At 65.3% G+C, this 15,556-nt stretch carries 12 protein-coding genes; 8 read left to right on the plus strand and 4 right to left on the minus strand.

Annotated elements, in window-relative coordinates:
* The first annotated feature begins 85 nt into the window (after positions 1-85).
* Together secG and GGR48_RS04440 are read left to right on the plus strand one after the other, a co-directional pair.
* Positions 86-451, plus strand: coding sequence for a preprotein translocase subunit SecG (gene secG / locus GGR48_RS04435; RefSeq protein WP_183950692.1), 366 nt, complete (start codon positions 86-88; stop codon positions 449-451).
* Between the two features lie 106 nt (positions 452-557).
* On the plus strand, positions 558-2,207 hold the full coding sequence (locus GGR48_RS04440; RefSeq protein ID WP_183950693.1) for a CTP synthase: 1,650 nt from the start codon (positions 558-560) through the stop codon (positions 2,205-2,207).
* 806 nt (positions 2,208-3,013) lie between these two features.
* Here GGR48_RS04440 and GGR48_RS04445 read toward each other — a convergent pair.
* The gene (locus tag GGR48_RS04445; RefSeq protein WP_183950694.1) at positions 3,014-3,490 is read right to left on the minus strand and encodes an Hsp20 family protein; all 477 of its coding nucleotides are present in this window, start codon (positions 3,488-3,490) and stop codon (positions 3,014-3,016) included.
* 245 nt (positions 3,491-3,735) lie between these two features.
* Between GGR48_RS04445 and GGR48_RS04450 the strand changes: the two genes are divergently transcribed.
* The 5 genes from GGR48_RS04450 (at position 3,736) to GGR48_RS04470 (ending at position 9,728) form a co-directional block, all read left to right on the plus strand.
* Positions 3,736-6,156: a TonB-dependent receptor gene (locus tag GGR48_RS04450; protein ID WP_183950695.1), complete on the plus strand. Its 2,421-nt coding sequence runs from the start codon at positions 3,736-3,738 to the stop codon at positions 6,154-6,156.
* Between the two features lie 543 nt (positions 6,157-6,699).
* The gene (locus GGR48_RS04455) at positions 6,700-7,950 is read left to right on the plus strand and encodes a lipoprotein-releasing ABC transporter permease subunit (protein WP_183950696.1); all 1,251 of its coding nucleotides are present in this window, start codon (positions 6,700-6,702) and stop codon (positions 7,948-7,950) included.
* A gap of 13 nt (positions 7,951-7,963) precedes the next feature.
* A complete protein-coding gene (locus GGR48_RS04460) occupies positions 7,964-8,662 on the plus strand; it encodes an ABC transporter ATP-binding protein (protein WP_183950963.1) in 699 nt (232 codons plus the stop codon).
* Entirely contained in the window at positions 8,659-9,252 is a 594-nt protein-coding gene (locus GGR48_RS04465) for a GNAT family N-acetyltransferase (RefSeq protein ID WP_183950697.1), read from the plus strand. Before GGR48_RS04460 ends, GGR48_RS04465 begins: the two co-directional genes overlap by 4 nt.
* Positions 9,249-9,728: a glutathione peroxidase gene (locus GGR48_RS04470; RefSeq protein ID WP_183950698.1), complete on the plus strand. Its 480-nt coding sequence runs from the start codon at positions 9,249-9,251 to the stop codon at positions 9,726-9,728. Before GGR48_RS04465 ends, GGR48_RS04470 begins: the two co-directional genes overlap by 4 nt.
* A gap of 153 nt (positions 9,729-9,881) precedes the next feature.
* Here the strand turns inward: GGR48_RS04470 and GGR48_RS04475 are convergent, their stop codons facing one another.
* Positions 9,882-10,448, minus strand: a complete 567-nt coding sequence (locus GGR48_RS04475; RefSeq protein WP_183950699.1) for an HdeD family acid-resistance protein — start codon at positions 10,446-10,448, stop codon at positions 9,882-9,884.
* A 105-nt stretch (positions 10,449-10,553) separates the two neighbouring features.
* Between GGR48_RS04475 and dnaE the strand changes: the two genes are divergently transcribed.
* A complete protein-coding gene (gene dnaE, locus GGR48_RS04480) occupies positions 10,554-14,042 on the plus strand; it encodes a DNA polymerase III subunit alpha (protein WP_183950700.1) in 3,489 nt (1,162 codons plus the stop codon).
* Between the two features lie 237 nt (positions 14,043-14,279).
* On the opposite strand, the gene GGR48_RS18280 is transcribed toward dnaE, so the two are convergent.
* Both GGR48_RS18280 and GGR48_RS04485 read right to left on the minus strand, forming a co-directional pair.
* Entirely contained in the window at positions 14,280-14,414 is a 135-nt protein-coding gene (locus tag GGR48_RS18280; protein WP_276207996.1) for a hypothetical protein, read from the minus strand.
* 48 nt (positions 14,415-14,462) lie between these two features.
* Positions 14,463-15,545: a PA0069 family radical SAM protein gene (locus GGR48_RS04485; RefSeq protein ID WP_183950701.1), complete on the minus strand. Its 1,083-nt coding sequence runs from the start codon at positions 15,543-15,545 to the stop codon at positions 14,463-14,465.
* Positions 15,546-15,556: the final 11 nt, after the last annotated feature.

A 15,556-nucleotide genomic window follows, 5' to 3' on the forward strand; every position in this document is an offset into this window, starting at 1 on the left:
GTGCCGCGCGCATGGTTGATCGCGGCCCGCGCCTCGCCTATGTGCGCGCTTTCGCACACCCTTTCATCGGGATCATACGCGCCTCATGTTCGCATTCCTGCTCGTCATCCACGCCATCATCGCCGCGACTCTGGTCACGGTGATCCTCATGCAGCGGTCGGAAGGCGGCGGTCTGGGCATGGGCGGCAGCCCGTCGGGCCTGATGTCGGCACGGGGTGCCGCGGATTTCCTCAGCCGGGCGACCGCGGTGCTGGCGACCGCATTCGTCGGCTTCTCGATCCTGCTCGCGGTCCTGGCCGCGACGCGCGGCGCGCCCGCGATCGACACCTCGCTGGCGCGTACGCCCGCGACCCAGGCACCGATCACCCAGCCCGCGCCCGCCCCGGTTCCCACCGGTACGGCGCCCGCGACCCAGCCGGCCGACAATTCGGCGGTTCCGCTCGCCCGCTAAACCTCGTTTCCACCGCAGCATAGGCCAACGCGCCGCCGACAATTTCCGGCGGCGCGCATCTTTGCTGTTGTCGTATCCACCCCATCCAAGCTAGGCGATTCTCCCCATGGCGCGGTATATCTTCATCACCGGCGGCGTGGTTTCGTCGCTCGGCAAGGGCCTCATGGCGGCCTCTCTTGCGGCTCTTCTGCAGGCACGCGGTTACCGCGTGCGCATCCGCAAGTTCGATCCCTATCTGAACGTCGATCCGGGCACGATGAGCCCGTATCAGCACGGCGAGGTCTATGTGACCGACGACGGGGCCGAGACCGACCTCGACCTCGGCCACTATGAACGCTTCACCGGCGTGGCCTCGCGCCAGTCGGACAACGTCACCTCGGGCCGGATCTACAAGACGATCATCGAGCGCGAGCGGCGCGGCGACTATCTGGGCGCGACCGTCCAGGTGATCCCGCACGTCACCGACGCGATCAAGGCGTTCGCGCGAGCCGATACGGTCGACGAGAATGGCGAGGATCTCGACTTCGTCCTGTGCGAGATCGGCGGCACGGTCGGCGATATCGAATCGCTGCCCTTCATCGAGGCGATCCGTCAGCTCAAGAACGAGCTGGGGCGTGGCCAGTCGATCAGCATCCACGTCACGCTGGTGCCCTATATCGCGGCGGCGGGCGAGCTGAAGACCAAGCCGACCCAGCATTCGGTGCGCGAGATCGCCGCGCTGGGCGTGTCGCCCGACGTGCTGGTCTGCCGCTGCGAGCATCCGCTGCCGGCCTCGGACCGTGCCAAGATCGCGCTGTTCTGCAACGTGCCGCCGTCCGCCGTCATCCCGGCGCTCGACGCATCGAGCATCTATGCGGTGCCGTTGCAATATCATGCGGAGGGTCTTGATTCGGAAGTGCTGCGCGCATTCGGCATCGAACCGGAGGGCGCGCCGAACCTGTCGCGCTGGACCGAGATCGTCGACCGCCTGACCAATCCGGAAGGCGAAGTGACGATCGGCGTGGTCGGCAAATATGTCGGCCTGCAGGACGCCTATAAGTCGCTCAACGAAGCGCTGGTCCATGGCGGCATCGCCAACAAGGTGAAGGTCCATATCCGCTGGATCGACGCCGAGCTGTTCGAGGGCGACGAGAGCGAGATCGCGCAGCAGCTCGAGCCGTGCCACGCCATCCTCGTCCCCGGCGCGTTCGGTGAGCGCGGCGCGGCGGGCAAGATCGCGGCGGTCCGCTTCGCGCGCGAACGCCGGGTGCCCTATTTCGGCATCTGCTTCGGCATGCAGATGGCCTGTGTCGAAGGCGCGCGCGATCTGGCGGGCATTGCCGACGCCTCGTCGACCGAATTCGGCCCGACGTCCGAGCCGGTCGTCGGCCTCATCACCGAGTGGATGGGCCGCGACGGTCTGGAAAAGCGCGAGGCGAGCGGCGACCTCGGCGGCACGATGCGTCTGGGCGCCTATCAGGCGAAGCTGGCGGGCAACAGTGTCGTCGCCTCCATCTATGGCTCGGAGGACATCTCCGAGCGCCACCGTCACCGCTATGAGGTGAACACCGCCTATAAGGAGGCGCTGGAGCAGGGAGGCCTGGTGTTCAGCGGCATGTCACCCGACGGCACGCTGCCCGAAATCGTCGAGCGGCCCGACCATCCCTGGTTCGTCGGCGTGCAGTTCCACCCGGAGTTGAAGTCCAAACCCTTCGACCCGCATCCGCTTTTCGCCAGCTTCGTCGAAGCGGCGGTGAAGCAGAGCCGGCTGGTTTGATTTCGAAACCCCGCCTCCCGATGGAGGCGGGGTTTTTCGTTGGGGCCATGTTGTTTGCTTGGCGGGTGGTGGGGCGTGGGCTTCGACCGCGCTCAGCCTGAACGGCGGTGGGGGATGGTGTCGATGCTTTGGCGATGATCGCACGGCCCCAAATTCCCAACCCTCCGTTCCGACTGAGCGAAGTCGAAAGCCACGGGAAAACCTGCCCGCTTGGTGGATGGCGGGGCGTGGGCTTCGACTTCGCTCAGCCTGAACGGCGGTGCGGGGTGGTGTCGGCGCTTTGGCGATGATCACACGTCGCAAAAATCTCCACCCTCCGTTCTGCCTGAGCGAAGTCGAAGGCCACGGGAAAACCTGCCCGCTTGGCGGATGGTGGGGTGTGGGCTTGGACTTCGCTCAGCCTGAACGGCGGTAAGGGATGGCGTCGGCGTTTTGGCGATGATCACCCATCGTAGAACCCCCACCCCCGTTCCGCCTGAGCGAAGTCGAAGGCCACGGGAAAACCTGCCCGCTTGGTGGATAGCGGGGCGTGGGCTTCGAATCCGCTCAGCCTGAACGGCGGCGCGGGGTGGTGTCGGCGCTTTGGCGATGATCACACGTCGCAAAAATCTCCACCCTCCTTTCTGCCTGAGCGAAGTCGAAGGCCACGGAAAAACCTGCCCGTTTGGCGAATGGCAGGGCTTGGACTTCGACAACATTCAACCTGAATGGTGAAGCAGGAAAGGCCGACAAAAAACAGAAGGCGCCCGGACCCGTCGGTCCGGACGCCCCGCGACGTCTTCAGGGAGGGAAAGACGTCGAGTGGTTTACGCCGCCTTGGCCGCGTCGGCCTCACCGGCGTGATGCTCCACCGCCGCGAGCGGCTGGCCCGTCTTGATCGCGATCGTCTTGGGCTTCATCGCCTCGGGCACCTCGCGGACGAGGTCGATGACGAGCAGGCCGTCGTTCAGGCGCGCATCCTCGACGAACACGAAGTCCGCCAGTTCGAAGCGCCGCTCGAACGAGCGATTGGCGATGCCGACATGCAGGAAGTTGGGCGCGTTGGCCTTGTCATCCTTCTTGCCGGTGACGAGCAGCATGTTCTGCTGCGCGGTGATCTCGATCTCGTCACGGGCGAAACCGGCCACCGCCAGGGTGATGCGGTAACGGTCGTCGGCCAGACGCTCGAGGTTGAAGGGGGGATAGTTTTCCGCCGAAGCGCCGCGCGAATTGGCCTCCAACAGGTCGAACAGCCGGTCGAAGCCGATGGTCGAGCGGCGGTACGGGGTCAGATCGATACGCATGTCAAAACCTCCATCAGAAGCGAATTGAAGAGGATCGGCCGCCCCGCCTGCGCATGAGTCGGGGCTCACCCATCCGTACGGCCCGTCATCGGCACCGTACGCGAACCGATATGGTTCGTGCAAACTGGGCTTCAAGGGCCACGCAGGATCGAAAAGCAAAACTTCGGTCCCGCCAAGCCGTCTGTGGATTGAATACCTATCAAATCGATGTGTGAATGGGGGATGAAATAAGAAAGGGAGCTTCCATGTCCTTGACCCTCGCGTTGATCCTCGCCGCCCAAACGACGCCGGCCGTACCTCCGCAGGAAGACCCCGCGCCTCCCCAGGCCGAGGGGCGACTGGGCACCGCGCAGCAGGGGGGAGGGGATGTGGTCGTCACCGCCCGCCGTCGTGCCGAGACGATCCAGACCGTCCCCATCGCCATGTCGGTGATCGGCGGGACCGCGCTGGCCGAGACGGGGACGTACAATGTCAACCGGTTGACCCAGATCCAGCCGACGCTGCAATTCTATTCGACCAACCCGCGCAATTCGGCGGCGAATATCCGCGGGCTCGGCGCGCCGTTCGGCCTCACCAATGACGGGATCGAGCAGGGCGTCGGCATCTATGTCGATCAGGTCTATTACAGCCGCATCGCCTCGGCGACGTTCGACTTCACCGATACCGAGCGGATCGAGGTGCTGCGCGGGCCGCAGGGCACACTCTATGGCAAGAACACCACGGCGGGCGCGATCAACATCATCACCCGCGCGCCCAGCTTCACGCCCGAGGCGCGGGTCGAGCTGAGCGCGGGCAATTACGATTTCTTCCAGGGCAAGGCGTCGGTGTCCGGCCCGCTCGTCGACGACAAGGTGGCTGTGCGGCTGTCGACCTCGCTCACCACGCGGCGGGGTACCGTCTATAACACCCGCCAGCAGGAATGGCAGAATTCGCAGGACAATCTGTCGCTGCGCAGCCAGTTCCTGTGGCACGCGACGCCAACGCTCGACCTGACCCTGTCGGGCGATTATGCGCGGCAGAACCCCAATTGCTGCGTCCAATATTATGCGCGGGTCGGCGCGACGCAGCGGCCGCTCGATCGGCAATATCCCCGGCTCGCCGCCGCGCAGGGCTATAGCGTGCCCTCGACCAACGCCTTCGACCGGCTGACCGATGTCGATACCGATCTGCGCGCCAAGCAGGAGCTGGGCGGGCTGTCGCTGGTCGCCAACTGGGATGTCGGCGAGGCGACGCTGACCAGCGTGTCGGCATGGCGCTTCTGGCATTGGGACCCATCGAACGACCGCGACTTCATCGGCCTGCCGATCACCACCGTCTCGGCCAATCCGTCGCAGCAGAGCCAGGTGACGCAGGAGCTTCGCATCGCCTCGAACGGCAAGCGAACGCTCGATTATGTGCTCGGCGCCTTCTACTTCTGGCAGTCGATCGACACACAGGGGTTGCAGGTTCAGGGACCGGCGGCGAGTGCCTTCCTGCTCAACCCGACGAGCGCCGGCGGACGCAATCCGGCGACGCTCAACGGCCTGACGTCGCGCAACACGATCGGCTTCACCAACACGTCGGCGGCGCTGTTCGGCAAGCTGACCTGGCATGTCGACGATCGCCTGTCGGTCGCGCCCGGCCTGAGGCTGAACTATGACCGCAAGGACGGCACCTATCTGTCGACCGTCACCAATGGCGCGGGCTCCAGCACACTGACCAGCGATCAGCGCGGCGTGCTGTCGCCGCAAAGCTACACGCCGTCCTTCACCAACTGGAACCTGTCGGGCGACCTGACCGTCGCCTATGAATTCAATCCCAACGTCCATTATTACGCCACCTATGCGCGCAGCTATAAGTCGGGCGGCATCAACCTGTCGGGTCTGCCGCTCGATGCCCAGAGCAATCCGATCCTGGCGACGCAGACGGTACGCCCCGAAAAGGTCAATCATTTCGAGTTGGGGCTGAAGACCCAGTTCGCCGACCGGCGCGCGACGGTGAACATCGCCGGCTTCTGGACCGAGATCAGCGATTATCAGGCGACGGTAAACAACCTGCAGGTCAACGTGCTGCGCGGTTACCTCGCCAATGCGGGCCGCGTGCGGACGCGCGGGATCGAGATCGACTCGGCCTTCCGCCCGACCAGCCGCTTCAATATCTACGCCAATGGCGCCTTCACCGATGCGCGCTATACGCGCTTCACCAACGCGCCATGCCCGCCCGAGCTGTCGGGTGGCACCGCGCTGCCGGTGGTGAACGGCCAGATCGTGGGCACGCCGGCCGCCGCCGGTACGCCCGGCAATTCGCTGCCCTATTGCAATATCTCGGGCCAGTGGCTGCCCGGCGTCTCGCGCTGGGCCTTTTCCTATGGCGCGGAATATGACCTGCCGGCCACCGTTGGCGGCGTCGAGGGGCAATTCTATCTGGGCTATGACGGCAGCTACCGCTCGAAATTCTCGTCCAACCCGTCGCGCTCCGCCTATACCGACATCGACGGCTACAGCCTGTCCAATCTGCGTGCGGGCTTCAAGGCGCCGGGCAATTTCAACGCCTTCGCCTGGGTCCGCAACCTGTTCGACCATGATTACTATGAGGTGCTGGCCACCCAGTCGGGCTCGACCGGCCTGATCGTCGGCCAGCCTGGCGATCCGCGTACGTACGGCGTGACCATCTCCAAATCCTTCTGATCGGAGCCGACCGAGGGCACGCGGGGGAAATTCGAGTCGAATTCCTCCGCCGTCCAGATTCCGTTCATCTTGATCTGCTATAGCCAAGGTCCCGTACGGGCGCCGGGCCGGCACCTGGGAACGGCAGTCTGGAAGCTCCCCGTTCCCTTGCCGGTCTCGGCGGCTTTTCGCGGTGACGTCGAAGGTGCTGTTGCCATAATGCCAAACGCCCGGACCGTTTCCGATCCGGGCGCCTGCGTGACGATCGCTCGTCAGCCCCCTTTTCCCGCTCCCGCATCAACCTCGTTGGGTGAGCGTTGGAGCAATCCCCGAACCACGGCCGTTGCTGCCTGTGTCTCAGTGAGATTGTGGTACGTCAGCGCTGCGGCTTTTGCCATCCCCTTGCGGCATCGCTGCTACGATTGAAGTCGAAGTGTGTCCGGCCTGCAACAATCGGGGGCTTGGCCGGTTTGGCTCTGCGACAAGGGGGTGGCATTGCCAGCATGGGGAGCCGCCCCTACAGCCGCTTTTGCTTTAGGTTTCCCATGGATCGATCGGACTTGCATGATCCTGTCTCGCTATGAACGGATGATCGCCCGGCGCTATCTGCTGCCGGGCAAGGGGGAAGCGTTCATCTTCCTCGTCGCGTCGATCAGTCTGGTCGCGGTCATGCTGGGCGTCGCCGCGCTCGTCATCGTCATGAGCGTGATGAATGGCTTCCGCGCCGAGCTCTTCGACAAGATCGTCGGGTTGAACGGCCATGCGGTGGTGCAGGGGGCGGGCGGTCGCCTGCCCGACTGGCGCGACATCGTGCGCGAGGCCAAGGCGACGCCGGGCGTCACCAGCGCGGTGCCGATGATCGAGCAGCCGCTGATGTCCAGCTATAATGGCCGGGTCGAGGCAGTGCTGGTGCGCGGCATGCGCGTCGGCGACATGCGCGGCAACTCGGCGATCCGCTCCAAGGTCATCATGGGCAGCCTGATGAGCGTGACGCCCGGCAGCGGCCGGATCGCGATCGGCAGCCGCCTGGCCGAGGCGCTGGGCGCGAGTGTCGGCTCGGAGATTTCGCTGATCAGTCCGCAGGGGCAGACGACGCCCTTCGGTACGGTGCCGCGCATCGTCAGCTATACGGTCGGCGCGATCTTCGAGATCGGGGTGTACGACTATGACAAGGCCTATGTCATCATGCCGATCGAGGATGCGCAGACGCTGCTCCTGATGGGCGACACGGTCGGCATGGTCGAGATACAGACGACCGACGCCGACCGGGTCGGGCAGATCCTGGCGCCGCTCGCCGACAAGCTGGGCGGGCGCGCAGTGATCGCCGACTGGCGGACGATGAACGCGCAATTGTTCGAGGCGCTCGCGGTCGAGCGGGTGGCGATGTTTACCGTGCTGTCGATCATCATCCTGGTCGCGGTGTTCAACATCCTGTCCTCGCTGATCATGCTGGTCCGTGCCAAGACGCGCGACATCGCCATCCTGCGCACCATGGGCGCGACGCGCGGTGGGTTGATGCGTATCTTCATGACGGTGGGCACGACCATCGGCGCGCTCGGCATGGTCGCGGGATTGGTGCTGGGCGCGGTGTTCCTGTTCTACCGCCAGGCGGTGGTGAATTTCGTCCAGTTCGTCACAGGCCAGAATCTCTGGGACCCGTCGATCCGCTATCTGACCGAGCTGCCCTCCAAGCCCGACCCCGTCGAGATCGTCGTCATCGCGGCGATGGCGCTGGTCTTCTCCTTCCTCGCCACGCTCTACCCCGCCTGGAAGGCGGCGAGCACGGACCCGGTTCAGGTGCTGCGCTATGAATGATCCGATCATCCGCATGGGCGGCGCCATCGCGCGGCGCGCCGCCGAGCCGGTGCTGGAGACGGTGGGCCTGTCGCGCAGCTTCACCCAGGGCGGCCAGACGATCGAGGTACTGCGCGGCGTCGAGCTGGCGATCGCGCCGGGCGAGATCGTGGCGCTTCTCGGTCCCTCCGGCTCGGGCAAGTCGACGCTGCTGCAGGCCGTCGGCCTGTTGGAGGGCGGCTTTTCGGGATCGATCCGCATCGCGGGCGAGGAGGTGTCGAAGCTCGACGCGCATGGTCGCACCGTGGCGCGGCGCGACTATCTGGGCTTCGTCTATCAGTTTCACCATTTGCTGCCCGACTTTAACGCGACCGAGAATGTCGTGTTGCCGCAGCTCGTACAGGGCAAGATGCCCGTCGCCGCCGAGACGCGCGCCAAGGGCCTGCTGACCGCATTGGGTCTCGGCCATCGCCTGACCCATCGCCCCAGCCAGTTGTCGGGCGGCGAACAGCAGCGTGTCGCGGTGGCGCGCGCGCTCGCGAACCAGCCGCCTTTGGTGCTGGCGGACGAGCCGACCGGCAATCTGGACGAGCATACCTCCGAGGTGGTGCTGGCCGAGTTCCTGCGGCTGGTGCGCGGCGAAGGCTCGGCGGCGCTGATCGCGACGCATAACGAGCGGCTGGCGCTGAAGATGGACCGTGTGGTCCGGCTGCACGAGGGGCGGTTGCAGTGAGCGCCTGGACGGAGACGCCGACCCTGACGTGTCGCCATGTCCGTCTGCGCCCGTTCGTCGAGGGCGACCTGCCGTCGCTGGTCGAGGTGGCGCGCGAGGGCGATCTCTGGAACATCTTCTACGCCAATGTCTCGATGATGAAGACGCCCGAGCGCTGGCTGGCGGCGGCGCTCCAGGAACGCGACGTGGGCCGCGCGCTACTCTTCACGGTCGAGACGCCGGCGGGCGAGATCGTCGGCACGACACGCTATATGCGGATGTCGCCGCAGCATCGCCGGCTAGAGATCGGCGGCACCTTCTACGCCACGCGCGTGCAGCGGACCGGCGTCAATACCGAGGCGAAGCGGATGCTGCTCGCCCACGCCTTCGAGGTGATGGAGTGTCAGGTGATCCAGATCCGCACCGATGCGCTCAACAAGCGCAGCCAGACGGCGATCGAGCGGCTGGGCGCGAGGAAGGACGGCGTGCTGCGCGGGCATCAGGTGATGGCCGATGGGCGCATCCGTGACAGCGTCGTCTATTCGATCATCGACCGCGAATGGCCGGGCGTGCGCGCCAATCTCGATTATCTGCTGGGGAAGCACGCATGAGCGGTATCGCAGATTTCACCGTCAAGGCGGCGGATGGCGCGGCCGTCGACATGTCGACCTTTGCGGGGCGGGTGCTGCTGATCGTCAATACCGCGTCGAAATGTGGTTTCACCCCGCAATATGAGGGGCTGGAAGCGCTTCATCGTCGTTATGAAGGGCGGGGGCTGACCGTGCTGGGTTTCCCCTGCAACCAGTTCGGCGCGCAGGAGCCGGGCGATGCGGCGGAGATCGCGAATTTCTGCTCGCTGACCTATGATGTCAGCTTCCCGGTGATGGCGAAGATCGACGTCAATGGCGACGATGCCGATCCGCTGTTCCAATGGTTAAAGGCGCAAGCGCCGGGCCTGTTGGGCACCAAGGCGATCAAGTGGAATTTCACCAAATTCCTGGTCGATCGCGATGGCAAGGTGGTAGATCGCTATGCCCCCACGACCAAGCCGGAGGATTTGGTCAACGACATCGAGGGGCTGCTTTAAGGCCCGCTTCCATTCATTCGAAGGGCGAGAGAAAGTCGGTATTCTCGGCGGATGTGCCGGCGTGCGCTTCGACTGCGCTCAGCGTGAACGGGGCACGGGATTTATGCCCAACCTCCGTTCAGCCTGAGCGAAGTCGAAGGCCAAGGACCACCCTCACATCGAAAACGCGCTCGCACCCTTTTTATGATCCAGCGCCGACGCGATCGCCGTGATGCCGCCGAACAGGAAGCTGATCCCGACGATATAGCCCGGCAGCGTCATCGCGCTCCACGGCAGGGTGGCCAGCACAAACAGCGCCAGGATGATGTTCAGCACCCCCATCGCGATCATCCACCCGCGTCGCCGCCGCATCTTCGCGCCCAGACCGATCTCCAGCGCGCCGCGCAGCCCCAGCCATACCGCGACCAGAATGGTGATCGAGATCGCGCCCGTCGCCGGCTCGAACGCCATGATCAGACCGATGATCAGCGTGACCAGACCAAAGCCGATCGCATAGCCGCGCCCTTCATGCCCCTTGCCGAAAATCCCGGCCCCCACCGACACGAGGCCGGAGGCGATCAGGAACGCCCCCACGACCAAGGTCGCGGCCAGCGTGGCGGGCACGGGAAACACGAACGCGGCAAGGCCGAGCAGCGCCGACAGGACGCCATAGGCCAGTATCCAGCCCCAGCCCGCACCGGGCCGCAGCGCGGTGGCAAAGGAACGGTCGGTGTCGGTCATCGTCTCTCGCCCCAATCTGGATCAAGTCCTTCTGTCACCGTAACGGATCGGTGGAGGGCGGGTTCCGCACTGGTCGAATCACGCGCGAGCGGGTAGGGGTGGGCGATGCATTCCGGATATGTGCCGCTTCGCATCTTTTCCTCCTTCACGATGCTCGACGGCGCGATCGATCCCAAGGCGATTGCGGCGCAGGCCAAGGCCAACGCCTTTCCCGCCGCCGGCCTGACCGACCGCAACGGCCTCTATGCCGCGATGGCCTTTTCGGACGCCGCGAAGAAGGCGGGGGTGCAGCCCATCATCGGCACGATGCTGGGCATTGCGCGGCCCGACATGCCCGAGAATGTCGGCGCGGTCGTCGACTGGGTTGCGCTCTATGCGCAGGATATGACCGGCTACGACAATCTGTGCGCGCTGGTATCGGCGGCGCATCTGGAGCGGCCGATCGAACTGGCCGCGCATGTCGGGTTCGACGTGCTGGAAAAGTTCAGCACCGGCCTGATCGCGCTGACCGCGGGTGGCGAGGGCGGCATCGCGCGCCTGTTTGCGGAAGGCCAGCCGGACCGCGCCAAGGCCTATGCCGACCGACTCCAGACGATCTTCGGCGACCGGCTCTATGTCGAGCTCGCCCGCCGTGACGACGCGATCGAGATGGCGGCCGAGCAGGATTTGATCGATCTCGCCTATGAACGCGACCTGCCGTTGGTCGCGACCAATCCCTGCTGCTTCGCCGATAGCGGCTTCCGCGACGCGCATGACGCCATGCTGTGCATCGCCAATTCGACCTATGTCGAAATGGACGACCGCCCGAAGAGCTGCCCCGAGGCATGGCTGAAGCCCGCCGAGACGATGAAGCAGCTCTTCGCCGATCTTCCCGAAGCGATCGAGAACACGCTCGTCGTCGCACGGCGCTGCGCGGTAATGGCCCCGTGGCGCAAGCCGATCCTCCCCAGCCTGGCGGGCGACCGAGAGGGCGAGGCGGCGATGCTCCGTCGCGACGCGACCGCCGGTCTGGAGGCCCGACTCGACCGTATCGCCGAGTTGGAGGGCGAAGGCGAACCCGGCTGGCGCGAGGCCTATCACGAACGGTTGAAGTTTGAGGTCGACATCATCATCCAGATGGGCTTCCCCGGCTACTTCCTGATCGTCGCCGACTTCATCAAATGGGCTAAGGACCACGACATCCCCGTGGGGCCGGGTCGTGGTTCGGGCGCGGGCTCGGTCGTCGCCTGGGCGCTGACCATCACCGATCTCGATCCGTTGAAGCTCGGCCTCCTGTTCGAGCGCTTCCTGAACCCGGAACGCGTGTCGATGCCCGACTTCGACATCGACTTTTGCGAAACCCGGCGTGGCGAGGTCATCCGCTATGTCCAGGAGAAGTACGGCCGCGATCAGGTCGCGCAGATCATCACCTTCGGTAAGCTGAAGGCGCGCGCGGTGCTCAAGGATACCGGCCGCGTGCTCCAGATGAGCTATGGCCAGGTCGACCGGCTTGCCAAGCTGGTGCCCAACCACCCGACCGACCCCTGGGATCTCAAACGCGCACTGAACGGCGTGCCCGAGTTGGCCAAGGAGTACGCCAACGACAATCAGGTCCGCCGCCTGCTCGACCTAGCCACCAAGCTGGAGGGCCTGCCGCGCCACTCCTCGACCCACGCCGCCGGTGTGGTGATCGGCGACCGGCCGCTGGCGCAGCTGGTGCCGCTCTATCGCGATCCGCGCTCGGACATGCCGGTCACGCAGTTCGACATGAAGTTCGTCGAGGGCGCGGGGCTGGTCAAGTTCGACTTTCTCGGCCTCAAGACCCTGTCGGTGCTGCAAAAGGCGGTGCAGCTGCTCGCCAAGCGCGGGGTCGAGATCGATCTCGGTGCGCTCGCATGGGACGACGAGGCGACCTATGCCCTGCTCCAGAAGGGCGACACGGTCGGTGTGTTCCAGCTGGAATCGGAAGGCATGCGGCGCACCCTGTCCGCCGTCCGCCCGTCGAACTTCGGCGACATCATCGCGCTCGTGTCGCTCTACCGACCGGGTCCGATGGACAATATCCCCAGCTTCGGCCGCCGCAAGCAGGGCACCGAGGAGATCATCTACCCGCACCCGTTGCTCGAACAGATCCTGTCCGAGACGTACGGCATCTTCGTCTATCAGGAACAGGTGATGCAGGCCGCCCAGATATTGGCGGGCTATTCGCTGGGCGGCGCCGACCTGTTGCGTCGCGCGATGGGCAAGAAGGTCAAGGCGGAGATGGACGCACAGCGCGCCATCTTCGTCAAGGGATGCCAGGAGGTGAACGGCATCCCCGCGCAAAAGGCCAATGAGCTGTTCGACTTGATCGACAAGTTCGCAGGGTACGGCTTCAACAAGAGCCACGCGGCGGCTTACGCGCTGCTCGCCTATCAGACCGCGTGGCTGAAGGCGCATCACCCGCACGAATTCTATGCCGCCTCGATGTGCTATGACATGGCGCTGACCGACAAGCTGGCGATCTTCGTCGACGACGCCCGGCGCATGGGCGTGACGATGCTGCCCCCCTGCATCAATGCCAGCCAGGCCGAGTTCGATGTCGAGCCGCATGAGGAGGGTTTGGGCGTCCGCTATGCGCTCGGCGCACTGAAGTCGGTCGGCGAAGGCGCGATGGAAAGGCTGGTCGTCGAGCGCAATGCCGGTGGCCCGTTCGACACGCTCGATGCGCTGGCCAAGCGGGTCGATCCGCGCCTGATGAACAAGCGCCAGCTGGAAACGCTGGCGTCGGCGGGCGCGTTCGATGGGATCACGCCCAACCGCGCGGGCGTCCATGCGGTTGCCGAGACGATCCTCGCCATCGCCGCGCGCACCCATGAGGGGCGGACGAGCGGGCAGGGCGGGCTGTTCGGCGAAACCGAGGTGGCGGGTGACGCGATCAAGCTGCCGACCGGCACCCGCTGGAGCCTGTCGCAACGGATGGAGCAGGAGAAGGAGGCGTTCGGCTTCTATTTTTCGGCGCATCCGGTCGATCGCCACGCGCATATCGCCAAGATGCATGGCGCGCGGACCTATACCTCGCTGACCGAGCTGATCATTCCCGATGACGGCGCACGGATCGGCGCGACGATGGCCGTGCTGGTCGAGGATGCGCGCTGGCGGACCTCGGCGCGCGGCAAACGCTATATGATGGCGCAGCTGTCCGATGCGACGGGGCAGTTCCTGGCGACCTGTTTCGACGATTCGGTCGCGGGCGATCTGGAAAAGGCGGCCAAGGAAGGCGACTGCGCGCTGGTCACCGTCGAACTCGATCGCCGGCCGGGCGAGGAGGCACCGCGCGTCAGCATCAAGCGGGTCCAGCCCTTCGATGGCCTCGCCAGTACGGCCAAGTTCGTGGTCGAGGTCACGGTGGCGGACAAGGCGGCGTTCAAGGCGCTGCATGCGATGCTCGACCCGCTGCGCAACGGCCGGGGTGAGGTGCGCGCGCGGATCACGGGGCCGGAGGGCGATACGCTGCTGATGCTCGGGCGCAATTTCCTGCTGGACGCCGAACTGGCCAGCCATATCGAGGATTTGCCGGGCGTGACGGGGGTGGCGATGAAATCGTCCGAGGCGCGGCTGGCGCTGGTGGGGTAAGTGACGCAAGTCTCAGTAGGTTGAGGGTGGCGACCGGCCACCTCCTCATTCCTCCCCTTTAAGGGGAGGTGGCAGGCCGTCAGGCCTGACGGAGGGGTGTTCCGCCATCGAGAATTCACACCCCTCCACCATGCTGCGCATGGTCTTCCCCCGTTACAGGGGAGGAATATGCTCTCAAAACGCGACCAACTCCTGGCGCGAAACCAGATTTGCAGTCTCGTGGATACGAGTCTCGTGTCAACCGCCGACTTCGCGGCGATCCTGCTCCGCATCACCGGCTTCGCCATGATTGCCATAGCCGCCGCCCGAGCTGTCGGCCTCGTCTTCGTTGGGCAGGTTTTCCGGGCTGGTCTGTTCGGGATCGGTGATCATCTTTTCTCTCCTTCGATGGCATAACGCTTTGGCGAAGCGGGACGATCCTCAGAACAGCTCACCTTGCGGGCCTTTGGGCGGGCGGAAACGGGTGTTATCGAGCTGAGGCCGATCGAGGTTCAGCCCGTGCAGACGACAGGCGCGGTGAAACCGGACTCGCAGCAGCTCTGCCCACGGCCCTTGCCCCTTCATCCGGGTGAAGAAATCGGGGTCGTTGTCGCGCCCGCCGCGCAACGACCGGATGATCGCCATCACCTTGCCCGCGCGATCCGGAAAATGCGTGTCGAGCCAGGCGCGGAACAGCGGCGCGACTTCATGCGGCAGGCGGACGGGGATGAAGAAGGCGTGGCGCGCGCCCGCTTCGGCGATGCGCGCGATCAGATGCTCGATCTCGTGATCGGTGATCGCCGGGATGACCGGTGCGATCGAGACATAGGTCGGTATGCCCGCCGCCGCCAGTTTGGCCACCGCCGCCAGCCGCCGCTCGGGCGTCGGTGCGCGGGGCTCGATCGTCCGCGCGACCTTGGGGTCGAGCGAGGTGACCGAGAGACAGACGGTCGCCAGCCCCTTCGCCGCCATCGGCGCGAGGATGTCGATATCGCGGACGACACGGTCGGATTTGGTGGTGATCGCCAGCGGATGGTTGGTTTCCGCCAGCACGTCCAGGACCGCGCGCGTGATCCGCCATTCGCCCTCGATCGGCTGATAGGGATCGGTATTGGTCCCCAGCGCGATCGGTGCGACGCGGTAGCCCGGCTTGGCCAGCTCGGCGCGCAGCAGTTCGGCGGCATTGGGCTTGGCGAACAACCGGCTCTCGAAGTCCAGCCCCGGTGACAGGTCGTGATAGGCATGAGTCGGCCGTGCGAAGCAATAGATGCAGCCATGCTCGCAGCCGCGATAGGGATTGATCGAGCGGTCGAACGGCACGTCGGGCGAGCTATTGCGGCTGAGAATCGTCCGGGGATTTTCGACGGTGACGCTGGTCTTCACCGGCGGCGGCGCGCCGTCGACCAGCCCCTGCATGTCGAGCCAATCGCCGTCCGCCATCGCTTGCGGCAAGGCGAAGCGTCGGCTGGTTGCGTTGATTGTTGCGCCCCGCTGTGTCCGCTTCGCCGTATCGCCCTTGCCCATGGTCGCAGAGT

Source organism: Sphingomonas pseudosanguinis, from assembly GCF_014196255.1.
In the GTDB taxonomy this organism is placed as follows: domain Bacteria; phylum Pseudomonadota; class Alphaproteobacteria; order Sphingomonadales; family Sphingomonadaceae; genus Sphingomonas; species Sphingomonas pseudosanguinis.

Excerpts from the sequence above, each read along its gene's own strand:
- dnaE (WP_183950700.1), top strand. The coding sequence starts at position 10,554 with ATGCATTCCGGATATGTGCCGCTTCGCATCTTTTCCTCCTTCACGATG.
- GGR48_RS04455 (WP_183950696.1), top strand. The coding sequence starts at position 6,700 with ATGATCCTGTCTCGCTATGAACGGATGATCGCCCGGCGCTATCTGCTG.
- GGR48_RS04450 (WP_183950695.1), top strand. The coding sequence starts at position 3,736 with ATGTCCTTGACCCTCGCGTTGATCCTCGCCGCCCAAACGACGCCGGCC.
- GGR48_RS18280 (WP_276207996.1), bottom strand. The coding sequence starts at position 14,414 with ATGATCACCGATCCCGAACAGACCAGCCCGGAAAACCTGCCCAACGAA.
- GGR48_RS04440 (WP_183950693.1), top strand. The coding sequence starts at position 558 with ATGGCGCGGTATATCTTCATCACCGGCGGCGTGGTTTCGTCGCTCGGC.
- GGR48_RS04470 (WP_183950698.1), top strand. The coding sequence starts at position 9,249 with ATGAGCGGTATCGCAGATTTCACCGTCAAGGCGGCGGATGGCGCGGCC.
- GGR48_RS04445 (WP_183950694.1), bottom strand. The coding sequence starts at position 3,490 with ATGCGTATCGATCTGACCCCGTACCGCCGCTCGACCATCGGCTTCGAC.
- secG (WP_183950692.1), top strand. The coding sequence starts at position 86 with ATGTTCGCATTCCTGCTCGTCATCCACGCCATCATCGCCGCGACTCTG.
- GGR48_RS04475 (WP_183950699.1), bottom strand. The coding sequence starts at position 10,448 with ATGACCGACACCGACCGTTCCTTTGCCACCGCGCTGCGGCCCGGTGCG.
- GGR48_RS04460 (WP_183950963.1), top strand. The coding sequence starts at position 7,964 with ATGGGCGGCGCCATCGCGCGGCGCGCCGCCGAGCCGGTGCTGGAGACG.
- GGR48_RS04485 (WP_183950701.1), bottom strand. The coding sequence starts at position 15,545 with ATGGGCAAGGGCGATACGGCGAAGCGGACACAGCGGGGCGCAACAATC.